This is a genomic window from Prosthecobacter sp. (genome assembly GCF_020439865.1).
Lineage (GTDB): Bacteria > Verrucomicrobiota > Verrucomicrobiia > Verrucomicrobiales > Verrucomicrobiaceae > Prosthecobacter.
In genome coordinates this window covers 18296-33152 of sequence record NZ_JAGRPF010000146.1, presented here as the reverse complement: position 1 = coordinate 33152, position 14857 = coordinate 18296, and the positions used below count along the sequence as shown (strand labels likewise).

At 61.2% G+C, this 14857-nt stretch carries 15 protein-coding genes; 2 read left to right on the top strand and 13 right to left on the bottom strand.

Annotated features, from left to right (window positions below; translation table 11 throughout):
- Window positions 1-35: 35 nt before the first annotated feature.
- Complete coding sequence (locus KDL09_RS17875; protein WP_294388173.1) at window positions 36-965, top strand: VPGUxxT family thioredoxin-like (seleno)protein, type 2; 930 nt, start codon at window positions 36-38, stop codon at window positions 963-965.
- 1 nt (window position 966) lies between these two features.
- On the opposite strand, the gene KDL09_RS17870 is transcribed toward KDL09_RS17875, so the two are convergent.
- The 3 genes from KDL09_RS17870 to KDL09_RS17860 are packed head-to-tail and all read right to left on the bottom strand — an operon-like array spanning window position 967 to window position 2465.
- Window positions 967-1395 carry a nuclear transport factor 2 family protein gene (locus KDL09_RS17870; RefSeq protein WP_294388170.1) on the bottom strand — a complete coding sequence of 143 codons (429 nt, stop codon included), beginning with the start codon at window positions 1393-1395 and terminating at the stop codon, window positions 967-969.
- Window positions 1392-1997, bottom strand: coding sequence for a pyridoxamine 5'-phosphate oxidase family protein (locus tag KDL09_RS17865; protein WP_294388168.1), 606 nt, complete (start codon window positions 1995-1997; stop codon window positions 1392-1394). Before KDL09_RS17865 ends, KDL09_RS17870 begins: the two co-directional genes overlap by 4 nt.
- 24 nt (window positions 1998-2021) lie before the next feature.
- Entirely contained in the window at window positions 2022-2465 is a 444-nt protein-coding gene (locus KDL09_RS17860; RefSeq protein ID WP_294388166.1) for a DUF5069 domain-containing protein, read from the bottom strand.
- A gap of 85 nt (window positions 2466-2550) precedes the next feature.
- On the opposite strand from KDL09_RS17860, the gene KDL09_RS17855 reads away from it, so the two are divergent.
- Window positions 2551-3444, top strand: coding sequence for a LysR family transcriptional regulator (locus KDL09_RS17855; RefSeq protein WP_294388162.1), 894 nt, complete (start codon window positions 2551-2553; stop codon window positions 3442-3444).
- Between the two features lie 3 nt (window positions 3445-3447).
- On the opposite strand, the gene KDL09_RS17850 is transcribed toward KDL09_RS17855, so the two are convergent.
- The 10 genes from KDL09_RS17850 to KDL09_RS17805 form a co-directional block, all read right to left on the bottom strand.
- Window positions 3448-4326 (bottom strand): GH25 family lysozyme, encoded by an 879-nt coding sequence (locus tag KDL09_RS17850; protein ID WP_294388158.1) that lies wholly within the window; start codon window positions 4324-4326, stop codon window positions 3448-3450.
- 10 nt (window positions 4327-4336) lie between these two features.
- Window positions 4337-6256, bottom strand: a complete 1920-nt coding sequence (locus tag KDL09_RS17845) for a sulfatase (protein ID WP_294388155.1) — start codon at window positions 6254-6256, stop codon at window positions 4337-4339.
- A gap of 79 nt (window positions 6257-6335) precedes the next feature.
- Window positions 6336-6776, bottom strand: a complete 441-nt coding sequence (locus tag KDL09_RS17840; protein ID WP_294388152.1) for an SRPBCC domain-containing protein — start codon at window positions 6774-6776, stop codon at window positions 6336-6338.
- Window positions 6773-7150 (bottom strand): metalloregulator ArsR/SmtB family transcription factor, encoded by a 378-nt coding sequence (locus tag KDL09_RS17835; protein WP_294388149.1) that lies wholly within the window; start codon window positions 7148-7150, stop codon window positions 6773-6775. Before KDL09_RS17835 ends, KDL09_RS17840 begins: the two co-directional genes overlap by 4 nt.
- Before the next feature lie 5 nt (window positions 7151-7155).
- Window positions 7156-7680 carry a hypothetical protein gene (locus KDL09_RS17830; RefSeq protein WP_294388146.1) on the bottom strand — a complete coding sequence of 175 codons (525 nt, stop codon included), beginning with the start codon at window positions 7678-7680 and terminating at the stop codon, window positions 7156-7158.
- A 95-nt stretch (window positions 7681-7775) separates the two neighbouring features.
- A complete protein-coding gene (locus KDL09_RS17825) occupies window positions 7776-8918 on the bottom strand; it encodes a cytochrome P450 (protein ID WP_294388144.1) in 1143 nt (380 codons plus the stop codon).
- A gap of 46 nt (window positions 8919-8964) precedes the next feature.
- Window positions 8965-10350 carry a sulfatase gene (locus KDL09_RS17820; RefSeq protein WP_294388142.1) on the bottom strand — a complete coding sequence of 462 codons (1386 nt, stop codon included), beginning with the start codon at window positions 10348-10350 and terminating at the stop codon, window positions 8965-8967.
- 14 nt (window positions 10351-10364) lie between these two features.
- Window positions 10365-11816: a sulfatase gene (locus tag KDL09_RS17815; RefSeq protein ID WP_294388140.1), complete on the bottom strand. Its 1452-nt coding sequence runs from the start codon at window positions 11814-11816 to the stop codon at window positions 10365-10367.
- Between the two features lie 72 nt (window positions 11817-11888).
- A complete protein-coding gene (locus tag KDL09_RS17810; protein ID WP_294388137.1) occupies window positions 11889-13397 on the bottom strand; it encodes a PQQ-binding-like beta-propeller repeat protein in 1509 nt (502 codons plus the stop codon).
- On the bottom strand, window positions 13394-14818 hold the full coding sequence (locus KDL09_RS17805; RefSeq protein ID WP_294388135.1) for a sulfatase: 1425 nt from the start codon (window positions 14816-14818) through the stop codon (window positions 13394-13396). Before KDL09_RS17805 ends, KDL09_RS17810 begins: the two co-directional genes overlap by 4 nt.
- Window positions 14819-14857: the final 39 nt, after the last annotated feature.

Genomic DNA, 14857 nt, shown 5'->3' with positions numbered 1-14857 from the left:
CCGGAATAAACGAGTGACTCTCTTCTCATATAGCCATGAAACAGTTGCTGCTGTCTCTTGCCGCCATGCTTCTTCCTGCATCCTGCCACGCCGAGGCGGCCTCGCCGCCCGTGGAGGCGGGGAAAGTCGCCTGGAGCCGCGATCTGGATGCAGCGCTGGTTTCCAGTGCGAAAACAGGGAAGCCTTTGCTCGTGCTGTTTCAGGAGATTCCCGGCTGTGCCGGCTGCCAGCAGTTCGGGCGTGAAGTGATGTCGAATCCGTTGATCGTCGAGGCGATTGAGAACGAGTTCACCCCGCTGCTAATCCATAACAACAAGCCCGGCAAAGACGCCGAGGTTCTGCAACGTTTCGGCGAACCGGCCTGGAATTTCCAAGTGGTCCGCTTTCTCGATGCGAACGCCAAGGACATCATCCCGCGACGTGATCAAGTTTGGGACGTTGGCGGCATCGCCGAACGCATGATCACGACGCTGACGAAGGCGAAACGTCCGGTGCCCGCGCATTTGAGTCTGCTGGCCGCGGAACACTCGAATCGGCTCAAGCAGGCCGTGTTCTCGATGTACTGCTTCTGGACCGGTGAGATGGCGCTCGGGCAGATCGACGGCGTGGTCACGACCGAAGCTGGATTCATGGAAGGACGCGAAGTGACGCTGGTGCGTTACGACCCGGATGTCATCACGCTGCCGAAACTCATTGCCGCCGCAGAAAAGGTGGAGTGTGCGAACGCGGTGCATGTGCCTGCGACTGACATGGAGCAGGCAAAGGCCTCGCGATTGAACGTCGGCACGATTTCAGGTTATCGAACAGCTCCAGCCAGTGATCAGAAGAAACAGGTCTGCGGCACGGCTGTGGAGAAGCTGCACCTGAGCGGCGCACAGGCCACGAAGGTTAACGCGTGGATTCGTGTCGATCCTGAGATGGCGCTTGGCTTCCTCACACCTTCGCAGCGAGCGCTGCTGAAATGATTTAGGCAGGACGTTCCCAGCGGAACTTGCGATCTTCCTCGCGGATTGGCTGGTCGTTGATGCTCGCGAAGCGCTTTGCCATATAGCCGTTTTCGTCGAACTCCCAGTTCTCGTTGCCGTGACTGCGCCACCACTGGCCTGACTCATCATGCCACTCGTATTCGAAGCGCACGGCGATGCGGTTGCCGGTGAAGGCCCACAGCGTCTTTTTGAGGCGATAGTCCGTCTCCTTGGCCCATTTGCGGGTGAGGAAGGCCTTCACTTCTTCGCGACCGTTGAGAAACTCGTCGCGATTCCGCCATTCGGTGTCGGGCGTGTAGGCGAGCGAGACGCGCTCAGGATCGCGGCTGTTCCAGGCGTCCTCGGCCATCTGGACTTTTTGTTTCGCAGTTTCTTCGGTGAACGGAGGGAGCGGCGGGCGTGGGGTCATGATGATTGGAGTTTGAGTTGGGCTTCAAGTTCGGCAATGCGTGCTCTGAGAGGTGCGGCGGCGGTTTCGATTTCGGCGGCGGTGAAGCGTGGTGTGATGAACTTGGGACAATTCCAGTCGTAGGACAAAACGTCGATCACAAAAATGCGCTCCACCTTGGCTGCGTGACCGCCGGGCGGGGCGATCTTGCCGACAAGATCAGGATGCTCGCGTGCATCGAGCACTTTGGCGTGGCCCAGGATTTTCAAACGCTCGCGCGCCGGGTAGTCCATGAGGAAGAGGTTCACACGATCATTCGCCGCAAGGCTGCCGACGCTGATCATCTGACGATTTCCTACATGATCGGCGAACATGAGTTCGTTGGGCCCCGTGACGCGGAGGAGGCCTTTCGCCCCACCGCGATGCTGCAGATAGGGCCAGCCGCTTTCCGTGACGGTCGCCATGTAGAACGAGTCACGCTGCGCGATGAACTCCGCCTCAGCAGCGGTCAACACATCGCGCTCGGGTGCGGCATCGAAGGCTGGATAGGAGCGCCCGTAGTAGTGACGCTCCGCCGCGAGGACAGCGGGCGTGAGGACGGTGTGCATGAATCGGTCGGCCATGGCGATTTGGAGTGAAGAGTGTGTTTACGCCACACCGCCGAAGCTGACGTAGTCGTCGAGATCGAGGTAGTCAAAAGTGCCGCGCAGATCTTCGCGGGCGGGGTTGAGGCGCTTGATCTGCCCGGTGAACCACTCGCGCATATCGACATCGTTGAAGGCGACAGTTTCCGTCCAGCCGGACCATTGCTGAATCTCCAGCGCGGTGCGTTTCAGCGGTACGTGCTCATTGACCCAGAGCAGCAGGTCCCAGTCGCCCGCGCCGGTTTTCACCTGCTCCAGCAGCGCTTCGGGAGTGATACCGGTGAAGCGGAAGAAGTGACCGTCGTTGGGGTTGTTGTAGATGTACTCGCCGTTTGTGCTGGCGAGCGTGGCGCGGGCTTTGTCAAGCAGACGCGGCAGGATGGTGTAGCCGCCAAGGCGGACGCGCGGACTGCGGGGAGGATGCTGGGTGAGGTTTGGTGCTTTCATGCGAAACCATCTTCTGCCCGGCAACCGAAGCCGGGTAATGCCGCTTCGTCGTTGCGGATATGCCGGATGCGCATAGCCTCGGCGCATGATCGACCGCATCCGCGCATTGCTCACCGTGATCGAAGAAGGCAGCGTGAACCGCGCAGCGGTGCGGCTGCGCATCACGCAACCCGCGTTGAGCCGCCAGATGCAGGCGCTCGAAAGCGAGATCGGCGGCAAGCTACTGGAGCGCGAGACCAGCGGCGTCAAGCCCACGGGCCTCGGCCATGCGCTGGTGAAGACCATGCTTCCACTCGTTGGAAATTATGACGCTGCCATCGCCGACCTGCGCCGCCAGGCACGGGGCGAGCGCTCCGAGCTGCGGGTGGGCTACCTCATCTCCGCCGCGCAATCGATGCTAACGCCCGCATTGGTTCACCTGCGGAAGTCACAGCCCGATTTGAAACTCAAGCTGCACGACATGTCGCCGCGCGAGCAAATCGGCGGACTGAGAGCGGGTGAGCTCGATGTGGCCCTCATCGGCCAGGAGGGCGTGGTTGCCGCGCGTGAATTTCATAGCGCGAAGCTTTGCTCAATTGGTGTGTGCGTGGCCGTTTCGGATGGAGACGCATTTGCCTTGCGGAAAAAGTTAGCGCTCAAGGATCTGAAGGGCCGCGACTTCATCGCTGTCGATGAGGATCAAGTTCCGGGGCGGAATCGCTGGATGATCGCGCTGTGCAAACTAGCGGGCTTTAAACCGCGCTTCGCCGTGACGGTCGATGGCATCACGAATGTGCTGTCCCAAGTCGTCTCCGAGTCCGCCGTGACCTTGCTGCCCGGCTACTTCGCCCAAACGTCGCATCCAGGCGTCACTTTTGTCCCGATCAGTGATGAAAATGCCCGTTGGGACTTCATCGTGCTATGGCAGAAAGGTCGTGTATCAGCCTCCACGCGAGCATTGGTGGAGGCCCTGAAGCAGGTGGCCGCAACGATGCGGTGAGCACTAACGCAGCGGCAGGCCGTGACGTTGCCAAAAAGTCTGAAGCTCGGCATGCGAGCCGTTGAAGACATTTCGCTCGGTGGGCCGGTCGAGATTGCCGAAGTAGAGCGGGAAGCGATGCAGGCCGTGATGATAGACCTTCGGCATCGAACGTCCGCGCTGCCAGTCGACGCCGCCGTATTGCCACATCGTCCAGTCGGACCAGACCTGGTATTGATGGATCAATCCGTGGGGATTGCCCGGCGCGGGATAGACGGGGCCCGCGCCGCAGTCGTGGGCATAAAGCGCGAGCCAGTAGGGCATGCGGCGAAGCTTCGCTTTGGTGGCGGCGTCTGCGCCGCTGAGCGTCTGCTTGAGCTGCGTGCTGTTTTCGAGATACGCGACAGGCACGATGCCGGTGCGGGATTCGACACGATCCATGAAACGCAGAATCGATGAAGGCGGCAGGTTGCCGTCGAAGTCGCCGCAGATCAGCAATGACGGCGCATTCCACGAACGGCTTCGCTTCAACGCGTGAACACGATTCACGAGCTGGTCCGCCTGCGCCACCGCATCGACGTGCTTTTGCACGCGATAATAAACACCCGGCAGCATTCCAGCACGATCCGCCGAGGCGAGGAAGCTCGCGCATTTCTCATCCAGGTTTCCACCTTTGCCGGCACGTGCAATGAGCCCGCTGGCTCCATTTGCCCGCAGCGCGGAGACGTTGTGCTCCGAGAAGCCGACGCCGGCTCGTTGCTTTTCCTTCGGATCGTAGGCGGAGACGTTGATGATCTGCGGCATGCCCCACGAATGAGGCGGCAGACTGCCGGGCGTGCTGCCCGGCCGGGGAGCGCATTGCGAGAGGAGGCAGAGAAGGGGAGCGATGATCAGGCGGCGCATGGTGCCACCATCAAAACCCCGTTCGCGTCGGTTTGCCGCCGTTTTTTGAAGCAAGTTCGATCCAGTCGATTTCCACGGGCTGCTCCTGCATGGGCAGATAAAGGCGCACGATACCGAGCGGTCCGGTGGCGGGAAGTTCGAGGGCGACTTCCTCCCAGTCGCCCCCTTTGAGCGTGAATGGAACGCGCCGCGTCTGGGCTTCGGTGCTGTTTGCGAGCCAGTCGAAGTGCGAGGCGCCAGCCTTGGCCTTGATGCGGAATTTCACCGTCGTGGGTCCATTGTGTTTGCCGGCTGAGAAACCGAGGAAGCATTCGCTGCCGATGTTGGTGATCGTCACGATGCCATCTTTGACCACCGCTTTGCAATCGCGTGCTTTCCAGCCTTGCAACGCGGGATCACCGTCGTCCTTGGCCTTTGCTGCACCTTTCGCGGGCGCTTTGGCCTTTCCTTCCGCTTTGAGCTTCGCCTTGCCTTCGAGTTCGGGGTGATGCTTGGCTGGATCAAAGGCGGGATTCGACACGGGAACCACGGCATGGGTGTCGGTGAGGAATTTGTCGATCAGCGCGTCGAGTTCAGCCACGAGTTCGGGTTTCTTCTCCGCGAGATTGTTTTTCTCACCGAGGTCGTCGCGAAGGTTGAAGAGCAGGTAACGATGCGCGCCTTTCTCGCCGCCGTGGAAGATGCGGATGAGCTTCCAGTCGTCGCGATGCACGGAGACGGCCGGCGGGAGCCAGTCGGGCACGGAGGGATTGTGCGGGAAGTATTGGAAAATGGCCTTGCCCGCGAGCGTGTCGCCTTTCAGCGCAGAAAGGATGCTGCTACCGTCAAAGCGTTGGCCCTCGGCGGGCTTCAGCGACAGCGCTTCGAGTAGTGTGGGATAAAAGTCCTCGCTCTGCACCAGTGCGTCGCTGCGCGTTCCGGCGGCGGTGATACCGGGCCAGGCAACGATGCAGGGCATGCGCACGCCGCCTTCGAACATGGTGGCCTTGCCGCCGCGCAGAGGCCGGTTGCTGGTCGGCGTGGTGCCATCGACTTCGTTGTACATGTTGCCGCCGTTGTCGGAGGTGAAGATGATGATCGTGTTGTCGGCGATCTTGAGGCGGTCGAGCGTGTCGAGCAGCGTGCCGATGGCGTCGTCCATGCTCTCAATCATCGAGGCGTAGGTCGGGCTGCGTTGCAGATCCGTTGGGTCCATGACTTTGCGATACTTCTCGATGAGCGCCTTTTTCGCATCAAAGGGCGCATGTACGCTGAACATCCAGTAGTTGAGGAAGAAAGGTTCGTCCTTGTGCTTCTCCATGAAGGCGACGGCCTCCTTCGCCATGTGATCCTCGATGTGTTCGTCCGGGATGTCCGGATCATGATCAAAGTCCGCAAACTTCCACGGCGCGACGTAACTGCCCGCCGGTCCGGGGCCTGGATGATGCGGCACATCGACATCGAATCCCTGCTGCAATGGCGAATAAGGCTCCGGCCCGAGATGCCATTTGCCGAAGTGGCCGGTGGCGTAGCCCGCATCCTTCAGCGTCTCCGCCAGCGTGCGGTATTCGGGTTTCAACCGCGTCGGTGGGATGGGCTGGATCGCCTTCTGATCGGGCGGCGCCTTCGTTCCTGTCTTCGCTTCGAGGATGACCTGCGGCATGTGGCAGTTCGGCGTGGTGATACCCGTTCGTGCGGGACTCAATCCGGTGAGAATGGCCGAGCGCGTGGGTGAGCACAACGGGCTGGCCGAATACGCCCGCATGAATGTCATGCCGCGCTTCGCCAACCGCTCGACGTTCGGTGTCTTGTAGAACTTCGTGTGGCCGTAGAGCGTGGTGTCCGCCCAGCCGAGGTCGTCCGCGAGAATGAAGACGACGTTCGGCTGCGCCGAAAAGGATGACGCAGGAAAGAGGAACGATGAGAGGAGAAGGAGGGCGAGGAATCTCATGCTGGGTGCGCGTAAACGCAGCGCACTCTCAGGACTTCTCAGCAAATCCTGTGTCGGATGTCGCAGAGTTGGAGTCGTGCTAGCAGCGCGCTGACAACTTCTCGAGGCTTCCGCTCCAGCCACGTTCGTGGTTGTCGCGGCTCTCGAGAGTGGGGAAGCCGGTGTGCACCAGGCGAAGCTCGGTCTTGTCGCCCAGATCTTTGAATTCGAAGACCACCAGCGACTGGACCGGTTCCCAGTCTTCGTCGTCGAGCCAGCGCCAGGTGAAGGCAATCTTCTCCGGCGGCGTGATTTCGACATAGTGACCGCTCACGCTCATCTCTCCCATCTCGGTCTGCATGTTGAAGCGATACTCGCCGCCGACTTTGAAATCGAGGCTGCCGCTCTGGACCTTGCAGGTGTCCGGCCCCATCCAGGTTTTCATGACTTCGAAGGTTTTGAACGCATCAAAGACGAGCTGACGCGGAGCATTGAAGGTGCGTACGATTTCGAGAACGGCAGTGGTGGGGTTGGAACTCATGGCTTGCGGGATTTGGAGGATTTGGGGGTGGAGGGCGGAGATTCTGCGGTCATGCGTTCGAGATGCTCGGCAAGCTTGTCGAAGCTGCCCTCCCAGAACACGCGCTGGCGTTCAATCCACTGCTTCGCCTGCTGCAAAGGATCGGGGTTCACGCGCAGGAAATGCTGACGGCCTTCGACGCGCCGCGTCAGCAGGCCGGCCTGTTCGAGCACGCGCAGGTGCTTTGAGATGGCAGGCAGCGACATGTCGTGGGGCTCCGCGATCTCCGTCACACCCGCCTCGCGCGCACCGAGCTGCTCCAGGATGCTCCGGCGCGTTGGATCGGACAACGCGAAGAAGGCATCGTTGAGGTCGGGTTTCGGGGCGCGTGGCATGGCGATTACTTGCGGGTGAAGATCAAAGGCGGACCGCAAGGCGCCGGCTTGCCGTCTTTCCAGGACACACCTTCCATCTGAAGGTGATTCGCATCGATGAAGGTGTAGGTGGCTCCGTGCATGTGCATTTCCTTCGCAGCGTTCAACCCGGGCGTGGGAACGAAATCAAAGGTCAACGAGTTCGCCGTGCTCTTTGTCAGCTGCATCCTCGGCTGATTGCGCAGCATGCAGTAGTGGGTCATCATCAGCCTGCCGTTCACATCGTGGTAGACGCTGAGCATCTCCATCGGAGTGCCTCTTTCGAATGTCTCCTCGACCACCGAGCCGCCCGCGATGACGCGAAACTCGGTGTTTACCTTGCCCATCATCGGCGAGTTGGCCGACCATTTGCCGACAAGCGATTTCATTTGTTCAAAGGCCGCCGAGCCTTTGTAGGGCGGCATGTCTGCGCAAGGGTTGGGCTTGCCGGACTGGCATGAGGTGAGGCTGGAGAGAACGACGATCGAGGAGATGAGAGTAAGCAGTTTCATACGTGGCGAAATAGTTAACCAAAAGGTTAACTATGCAAATGAAAAAGATAAAATGAGACGGAAGCCCCGGGGATAAGATCGTGGACAGATTGCCGTCAGAGCGCCTCGATCTTCACCACCAGCGAGTCATAACCGAGTGTGCGGTCAAACTTCGCCTCATGTTCGACACGCTCTTCGGCTTTGACGATGGTGATGCGCTTCACGCGGTCGCAGCAGAGCTTCAGCAGCGTGCGCAGAATCAGGCGGGCATGTGGCGCGCCGAGGCAGAGGTGCGTGCCGAAGCCGAAGCTCAGGTGCGGATTCGGTTTGCGGTCGAGACGGAATTCGTCGGGCTGGGGAAAGGCGGATTCGTCGAAGTTGGCCGACGACCAGCACAGCGAGATGCGGTCACCGGATTTCACCGTGACACCATTCACGTTTGTGTCCTGCGGGCAGACGCGGCCGATGTGCGTGAGCGGCATGAAGACGCGGAAAAACTCCTCGCTGGCAAGCGTGATGCGCTTTGGGTCGGCACGGAGGAATTCGAGCGCCTCGGGATGTTCGGCGAGATGCCCGAGCGCGCAGGAGATCGTGTGAATGATCGTGTCACGACCGCCGGCGAAGGCGAGGTTGGCAAAGCCCATGCGCTCCTCACGTGAGAGCTTCCGTCCGCGATAGTCGGCACTTACCAAGGCGCTGAAGAAATCGTCACCGGGATTCGCCTCGACCTCGTCGAACTTCGCCGTGAGATAGTCCTCCAGCACGGTGCCTTTCTTGAATTCGCCGCCGGTGACTTTGAAAACGTGGATGCCCCAGCCGATCCAGGTGTCCGCTTCGGATTCGGACGTGTTGAGCAGGTAGGTCAGTGCGCGCGATTGGATCGGCAGCGCGAAGTCGTTCACGATCTCGATGCTGTCACGGCTCAAGGCCTCGGTGAGCATCGCATCGAGCAGCGTCTCGACCTTCGCGATCATCTCCGGATCCTTCGCCCGCTGGAAGAAAGGCTCGGCGATGGCGCGGTAGTCGGTGTGTTCGGGCGGATTGGTCTCGATGGGAAGCTGGCGCATGCTGCGCACATCTTCCTCCGATGGAATGGGCACGCGGAAGGGCACATCCGAACTGAAGGTCTCCCAGTCCTTCGCCGCTTTCCGCACATCCTCATGGCGCAGGACCATGGTGATATTTTCGCCGTGAAACGGGCACTGCATGACTCCGCTGGAGGCGCGGGCTTCTTTGAAGGGGTCGGAAAACGCGGACATGACGAAGCCTAAATGACAAATGACGAAACGAAAAGGATGAGACGCTTCAGGGTTTGAAGGGAGGAAGGGTGTCGAGCTTTGCTGAGAGCCGGGTCACCACATCCGTGTGTTGAGCCGACACTTCGTGGAGCTCTTCAGGGTCGGCATCGTGATCGAAGAGTTCCGTGACGCCATCCGACCAGCGTGTGAGGCGCCAGCGGTCGGTGCGCACGCTTTGCGCGTGAAGCGGCGGCATGCGGGTGACGAGCGTGAAGGCGGCGTCCTTCACACTCGCGGCGTGGTCTTGCAGAACAGGTCGCAGACTCACGCCGGCGGGCGCGTGCGGCATTTTCAGGCCGCAGAAGTCGGCCACGGTGGGATAGAGATCGACGAACTCGACCAGCGACCGGCTGGTCTGTCCGCCTTTCATGCCGGGCGCGGCGATGATGAACGGCGCGTGGCAGGAGCGCTCAAAGAGCGTGTTCTTGTTCCACCACTGGCGCTCGCCGGTGTGGTAGCCGTGATCACCGACGAAGATGACGAGCGTCTTGTCCCAGAGATTGTTTTGATCAAGAACGTCGAGCACGCGTCCGAGCTGCGCGTCCATGAACGTCGTGCAGGCGCAGTAGGCGCGGAAAAGCTCGAGCCATTCCTGATCGGTGAACTTGCCGAAGGCCCTGCCGTATTCGCCAAAGCCCACGGATTCCGGGCGCACGGCATCCATTCCGGCGGGATCGTGCCAGGGCTTCAAGGATGCAGACGGGTAGAGATCGAAATACTTCTTGGGTGCGATGAAGGGATCGTGCGGCTTCATGAATCCGCAGCCGATGAACCAAGGCGTTGAGCCGAGCTTTTCGATCATCGCCACCGTGGCGGCGGCGATCTGGCCATCAGGCTGATCTTCATCATTACCATCCGCCGCGCCCCAGGAGCACCACTTCAGAGCGCCTCCGGTCACGTTGCGACCTGTGATCATTTTCCGGCCGGTTTCCGTGGCTTCATAAGCCTGCGCTGTGTGCCAGGAACGTCCGGCGTCCATCCATCGCTCGCGAAGCTGCGTATTCCGTCCTCCACCCAGATGGAAGAGCTTCCCAAACGCATGCGACTGCCAGCCGCCTTCTTTGCAAAGCTGTGGCATCGTGACCACGTCGGGCATGCGCTCACGCAAACGAGTATCGTTTCCGACGACGCCGGTCTGCTCGGCCCGCAGGCCGGTCATCATGGAGCTGCGGCTTGGATTGCACACCGGATACTGCACGTAGGCACGCTCAAAGGTCGTGCCGCGCGCGCGGAGCCGGTCGAGGTTGGGCGTCTTGACGACTTGCCGGGTGAATGCTCCGCCAAAGTCGCGGAGGTCGTCAGCCATGATCAAGAGGACGTTCGGGCGCTGCTCCGCAGCGAATGACAAAGCTGAAATGAGAAATGACGAGACGAGAATGAAGCGTGTCTTCATGGCGTGGTTGAGCATCACTCCGCCTTTTTCTTCCCCTTGCCTTTTCCTTTGCCGGCTTTGGCAGCGGGATCGTAGCTGGGATTCGGTTTCGTCGGGAGCAGAGCGCCCACGGACTTGTGCCAGGCCAGGAGGTCGTTGAGAAGTTCATCGCGTTTTTCGGGATTCGTCGTCGCGAGGTTGGTGCGCTCGCCGATGTCCTCGCTCATGTGGTAGAGTTCGGCGGCGTTGTTGGTGGCCAGCTTGTCGCGACCGCCGTCGAGCTGCCATTCTTCGAGGTAGAGATGCAGCTTCCAGTCGCCTTTGCGGATGACGCTGACGGGACGGGTGCGGAAACCGGTGCGCACGTCGAGTTCGCGGCCACGAATGACCGGATTGTCGAGGTAGCCGGGGAAATGCCAGAAGATTGCCTCGCGCTTGAGCGGTCCTTCCTGTTTGAGCAGAGGAATGAGGCTTTCACCGTCGAGCTGCTTGTCCACCGTGGCGCCGGCGGCAGCGAGGAAGGTGGGGAAGAGATCCACATTGATCACCGGCACGTCGCACTTGCTGCCGGGCTTTACCACGCCGGGCCAGCGAACGATGAAAGGCTCGCGCACGCCGCCTTCGAAGTAGCTGCCCTTGTTGCCGCGCAGTGGTTCCTGTGACGACTGCTGCGTGCCGCCGTTGTCGCTGGTGAACACGACAAGCGTGTTCTCCTCGAGGCCGAGTTCCTTGATCTTCGCGAGCAACCGTCCCACGCCGTCGTCGAGATCGTAAGTGCAGGCGGCGTAAAGCGCATCGCTGTGCTGTTTGCCGGGCGCCTTGGCTTTGAAACGCGCCAGCGTTTCCTCGCGTGCCTGCAGTCCGGTGTGGATGGCGTAGTGTGGCAGGTAAACGAGGAAGGGCTTGTCCTTGTTCTTTTCCATGAACTCGCCCGCGGCCTGCGTGAGCGAGTAGATGCCCTTCGGATTTACGTTGGTCTTCCCGGCGCCGTCGCCCTTCCAGCCATGGTAGGATTCACTCACGACATCGAAGCCCTGTTCTCCAGGCTCCGCGCCGTCCCTGCCATCGAGGTGCCATTTGCCAAAAATGCCGGTGGTGTAGCCGGCCGCCTTCAGCGCATCGGCAAAGGTGATGTTATCGACCGCAAGACCGCTCTTGTTCGGGATCGGGACGAGGCGCTGGGATTTTTTGGCACCACGGTCCGTGCTGCCGACAGCATACACGTGATGACGTGGCGTGTAGGTGCCGGAGAGCAGGCAGGCGCGGCTTGGAGCGCAGTTGCCTGCGGCGGCGTAGCCGTTGGTGAAGACCATGCCCTCCTTCGCGAAGCGATCGAGGTTCGGCGTTTCCATGAAGTCGCTGCCCTGATAGCCCACGTCCTTCCAGCCGAGGTCATCGGCAAAGATGAGCACGATGTTCGGTGGCGCGGCGTGCGCAGGAACGGTGACTGACAGGAGAACGAGCAGCAGAACGGCAGAAGGCTTCATGGTGGCGCTGGCAACGAAGCACCGCCGTCCGGTGTTTCGTCGTTCCGTCAATTCGTATGGCTGAGAGGTCCCTTACTTCCCGATGCAAATCAGCTCGCGAATCGTGTGCGCGAAGATGCGACCGCCGTCGGAGAAGAGGCTCGCGCGCGTGTAGGACTTGCCGGCGGGGCCGAGGTCGTTGATGGCGACGACGGCGGACTCGTCGAGCTTCGGGGCGTTCCAGTCGATGACGTAAACGGTGCCGTTCATCACGGGCACATACAGGTTCGGTCCGGCGACCGAGGGCGTGGGCGCGGCGATGTGGCCCCAGCCGTTGCCGACGGAGCGTTTGTCGCCCATCACCACGAATCCGCGCGAGTTCTTCACCTCATTCTTGGCGATGGCCTGATCCTTGAGCTGCGGTTCCTTCTTTCCTTTCGGCTCCACGAACCAGCGCAACTCATCTGCCTTGCCTTCGACTCGCGACAGTTGCAGCGGTAGCTCCAGATACTCGACGGCACCGGTTTCGACCTGCACACGACCGAGATAGGGGCGCGTGTAGCTGCGGAAGTAGTGATACGGACCGACGAGCAGATTCGAAGTCTGCGTGATCATGCGCGTCGAGGTTTCGGGAATCGTCTCGGTTGTCGTGATGCGATGGCCGTCGTTCCATTTCCGCACCGGCACATCCTTCAAGATGGAGCAGCGTCGCACAATCTGGCCGCTCAGGGCATCGATCGATAGATGCTCGCCTTTGTGGAAGATGTGCACCTCATCATGGCGCACGCTGAAACTCATCGTCGCCATGAAGTCCTTCAGCTCGAGCGACCACAGCGTGCTGCCGTCACGCAGATCGACCATCGAGACGCCGTCCGGCTTCTCTGGTGGTCCGTGGCCGCCGCCGCGTCCGAACACGGCCACATCGCGACCATCCTTGAGTTTCTGCGGCAGCACCGCACAGCCCATGTTGATGCCGCATTTCGTCGTCCACGCGACTTCGCCGGTTTTGAGGTCGAGCGCCTGAAGCTGTGTCCACATCTCCACGGGCGAATTTGCATACTGATGCCCAAAGTTGCCATCCGGCTCCGGCGGATAAATCTGACGCGTGAAGACAAATTTGCCGTCATGCACAAGCGGCAGCGTGCGGCCCACGCTCAGGATCTTTTTCGACCACAGCGGTACGCCGTTGAGATCGAAGCATGCGATCGTTCCGGATGCGTTGATGAACACGACTCGCTCGCCGTCGCACACCGCCGGTGGCGAGGTGCTGTCGCTGAAGCAGCCGGACAAACGCTGTGGATACTGGCCTGCGATCTCGCGCTGCCACAGCACCTTGCCATTCGCCGCATCGCAGCACCACGCGACGATGTCGCTGCCGAGCGTCGCGTCCGCATCGACCTCCTTCATCGTCGAGAAGAACACTTTGCCGCCATGCACGAGCGGCGTGTTTTGCCCGGTCTCGGGCAGCGTGATCTTCCACGCGATGTTTTGATCCAAGGCCACGCTCCACTTCGGCGGCGCGGCGTCTGTTGTGATGGGCCAGTCCGCTCCTCGGGCCAAGGAGAGAAGAGTGAGCGAAAGAAGGAGGGCAGGGCGGATCATCGGTGCTTTTGGAGGACGTGCGAGGGCAGGGGAACGAAGTCGCCGTCGCGAATCATCCATTTTTCCATCTCGATGCGGAGCTGGTCCTCGGTTTCGCGCAGCGGCGATTCGCCGGCGAGGTTGTGGAGCTCGAAGGGATCGTTTTCGAGGTCGTAGAGTTCGACGATCGGGCGAGGGTTCTGGAAGTAGAGGCGGTCGTGCAGTTTGGAGAGCTTGCCGGCTTCATGCGCGGTCTGCACCGCCGTCCACGCCTCGCCGCCGGGCATGTCCACGGGCGTGTAGCTTCGGTCGGGGATCGCATTGTAGATGTAGTGGTAGCGCTTCGTCATGATGCTGCGCGAGAGATCGAAGCCGTCGGTGCGCGTGATGGGGCCGAAGTGCCAGCCGCGCTCGGCCATGACGTGCGCGCGTCCCCGAAAGGGTTGGCCGAGCAGTGCGGGCAGAAAGCTCACGCCGCTCATGCCTTCGGCCGGGTGGAGGCCAGCGGCCTCCAAGATCGTCGGCGCGAGATCGATGCCGCTGATCAGCGCGTCGCAGGTCGTGCCCGGCTTGATCTTCGCGGGCCAGCGGATCAGCAGCGGGACGTGCGTGCCTCGATCAAAGACGGTGCCTTTGCCGCGCAACAGCGCCTCGCCGTTGTCGCCCATGAAAATGACGAGCGTGTTGTCCTTGATGCCGCGTTTCTCCAGCATCGCGTCGATCAATCCGAAGCCGTTGTCGAGATCACGCACTTCGGCGAGGTAGCGTGCGTAATCGAGCCGCACCTCGGGAAGATCCGGCCAGTCGGGCGGCAGCACGAGTTGTGCGGGGTCGATGCCGTCGTGGTCCTCGCCCCAGCTGCGATGCGGCTGGTTGAAGCCGAAGTAGAGGAAAAACGGCTTGCCCGCAGGCACCTCGTCGAGAATCGCGGCCACCTTCTCGCCCACCTTCGCGAGGTTCGCGCCCTTCGTGCTCGCAGAACGCACGAAGTGGTCGAAGCGCGTGTCGAGGCTGCGCATGCCGAGCTCCTTCAGCGTCTCCATGATGTGCGGCGCGTCGTTGACGCGGCCGTCGAGATGCTGATGCCTGCCGTCGATGCCCGCCCAGTAGCCGTTGCTGCGCAGCACGTCGGTGAAGAATGGCACGTCCGGTTTCGCCGGCTGCGCAAAACGCGTCACCCCGAGCGAAACCGGCGTGCGACCGGTGAAGATCGAGATGCGCGACGGCGCGCACTGCGGCGCGGCGGTGTAGGCGCGATTGAACCGCAGGCCCTCCGCCGCAAACGCATCGAGATGCGGCGTGATGTTGAAGCGGCGGCAGTTCGCATCGCCATAGCAGCCCGCATGCGGCACGCTGTGATCGTCCGAGAGAATGAGCAGGACGTTGGGCCGGTCCGCCGCAGCGAGCTGCACCGCACCCGCGAACAGCAGCAGAGACAACATTCGGAAACTTGAGCACAACTTCGTTCGCAGCATGCGCGT

Coding starts and splice junctions, on each gene's coding strand:
- KDL09_RS17860 (WP_294388166.1), bottom strand. CDS start 2,465: ATGAAAGCACCAAACCTCACCCAGCATCCTCCCCGCAGTCCGCGCGTC.
- KDL09_RS17870 (WP_294388170.1), bottom strand. CDS start 1,395: ATGACCCCACGCCCGCCGCTCCCTCCGTTCACCGAAGAAACTGCGAAA.
- KDL09_RS17875 (WP_294388173.1), top strand. CDS start 36: ATGAAACAGTTGCTGCTGTCTCTTGCCGCCATGCTTCTTCCTGCATCC.
- KDL09_RS17805 (WP_294388135.1), bottom strand. CDS start 14,818: ATGTTGTCTCTGCTGCTGTTCGCGGGTGCGGTGCAGCTCGCTGCGGCG.
- KDL09_RS17840 (WP_294388152.1), bottom strand. CDS start 6,776: ATGAGTTCCAACCCCACCACTGCCGTTCTCGAAATCGTACGCACCTTC.
- KDL09_RS17815 (WP_294388140.1), bottom strand. CDS start 11,816: ATGAAGCCTTCTGCCGTTCTGCTGCTCGTTCTCCTGTCAGTCACCGTT.
- KDL09_RS17835 (WP_294388149.1), bottom strand. CDS start 7,150: ATGCCACGCGCCCCGAAACCCGACCTCAACGATGCCTTCTTCGCGTTG.
- KDL09_RS17810 (WP_294388137.1), bottom strand. CDS start 13,397: ATGATCCGCCCTGCCCTCCTTCTTTCGCTCACTCTTCTCTCCTTGGCC.
- KDL09_RS17830 (WP_294388146.1), bottom strand. CDS start 7,680: ATGAAACTGCTTACTCTCATCTCCTCGATCGTCGTTCTCTCCAGCCTC.
- KDL09_RS17820 (WP_294388142.1), bottom strand. CDS start 10,350: ATGAAGACACGCTTCATTCTCGTCTCGTCATTTCTCATTTCAGCTTTG.
- KDL09_RS17825 (WP_294388144.1), bottom strand. CDS start 8,918: ATGTCCGCGTTTTCCGACCCCTTCAAAGAAGCCCGCGCCTCCAGCGGA.
- KDL09_RS17850 (WP_294388158.1), bottom strand. CDS start 4,326: ATGCGCCGCCTGATCATCGCTCCCCTTCTCTGCCTCCTCTCGCAATGC.
- KDL09_RS17865 (WP_294388168.1), bottom strand. CDS start 1,997: ATGGCCGACCGATTCATGCACACCGTCCTCACGCCCGCTGTCCTCGCG.
- KDL09_RS17845 (WP_294388155.1), bottom strand. CDS start 6,256: ATGAGATTCCTCGCCCTCCTTCTCCTCTCATCGTTCCTCTTTCCTGCG.
- KDL09_RS17855 (WP_294388162.1), top strand. CDS start 2,551: ATGATCGACCGCATCCGCGCATTGCTCACCGTGATCGAAGAAGGCAGC.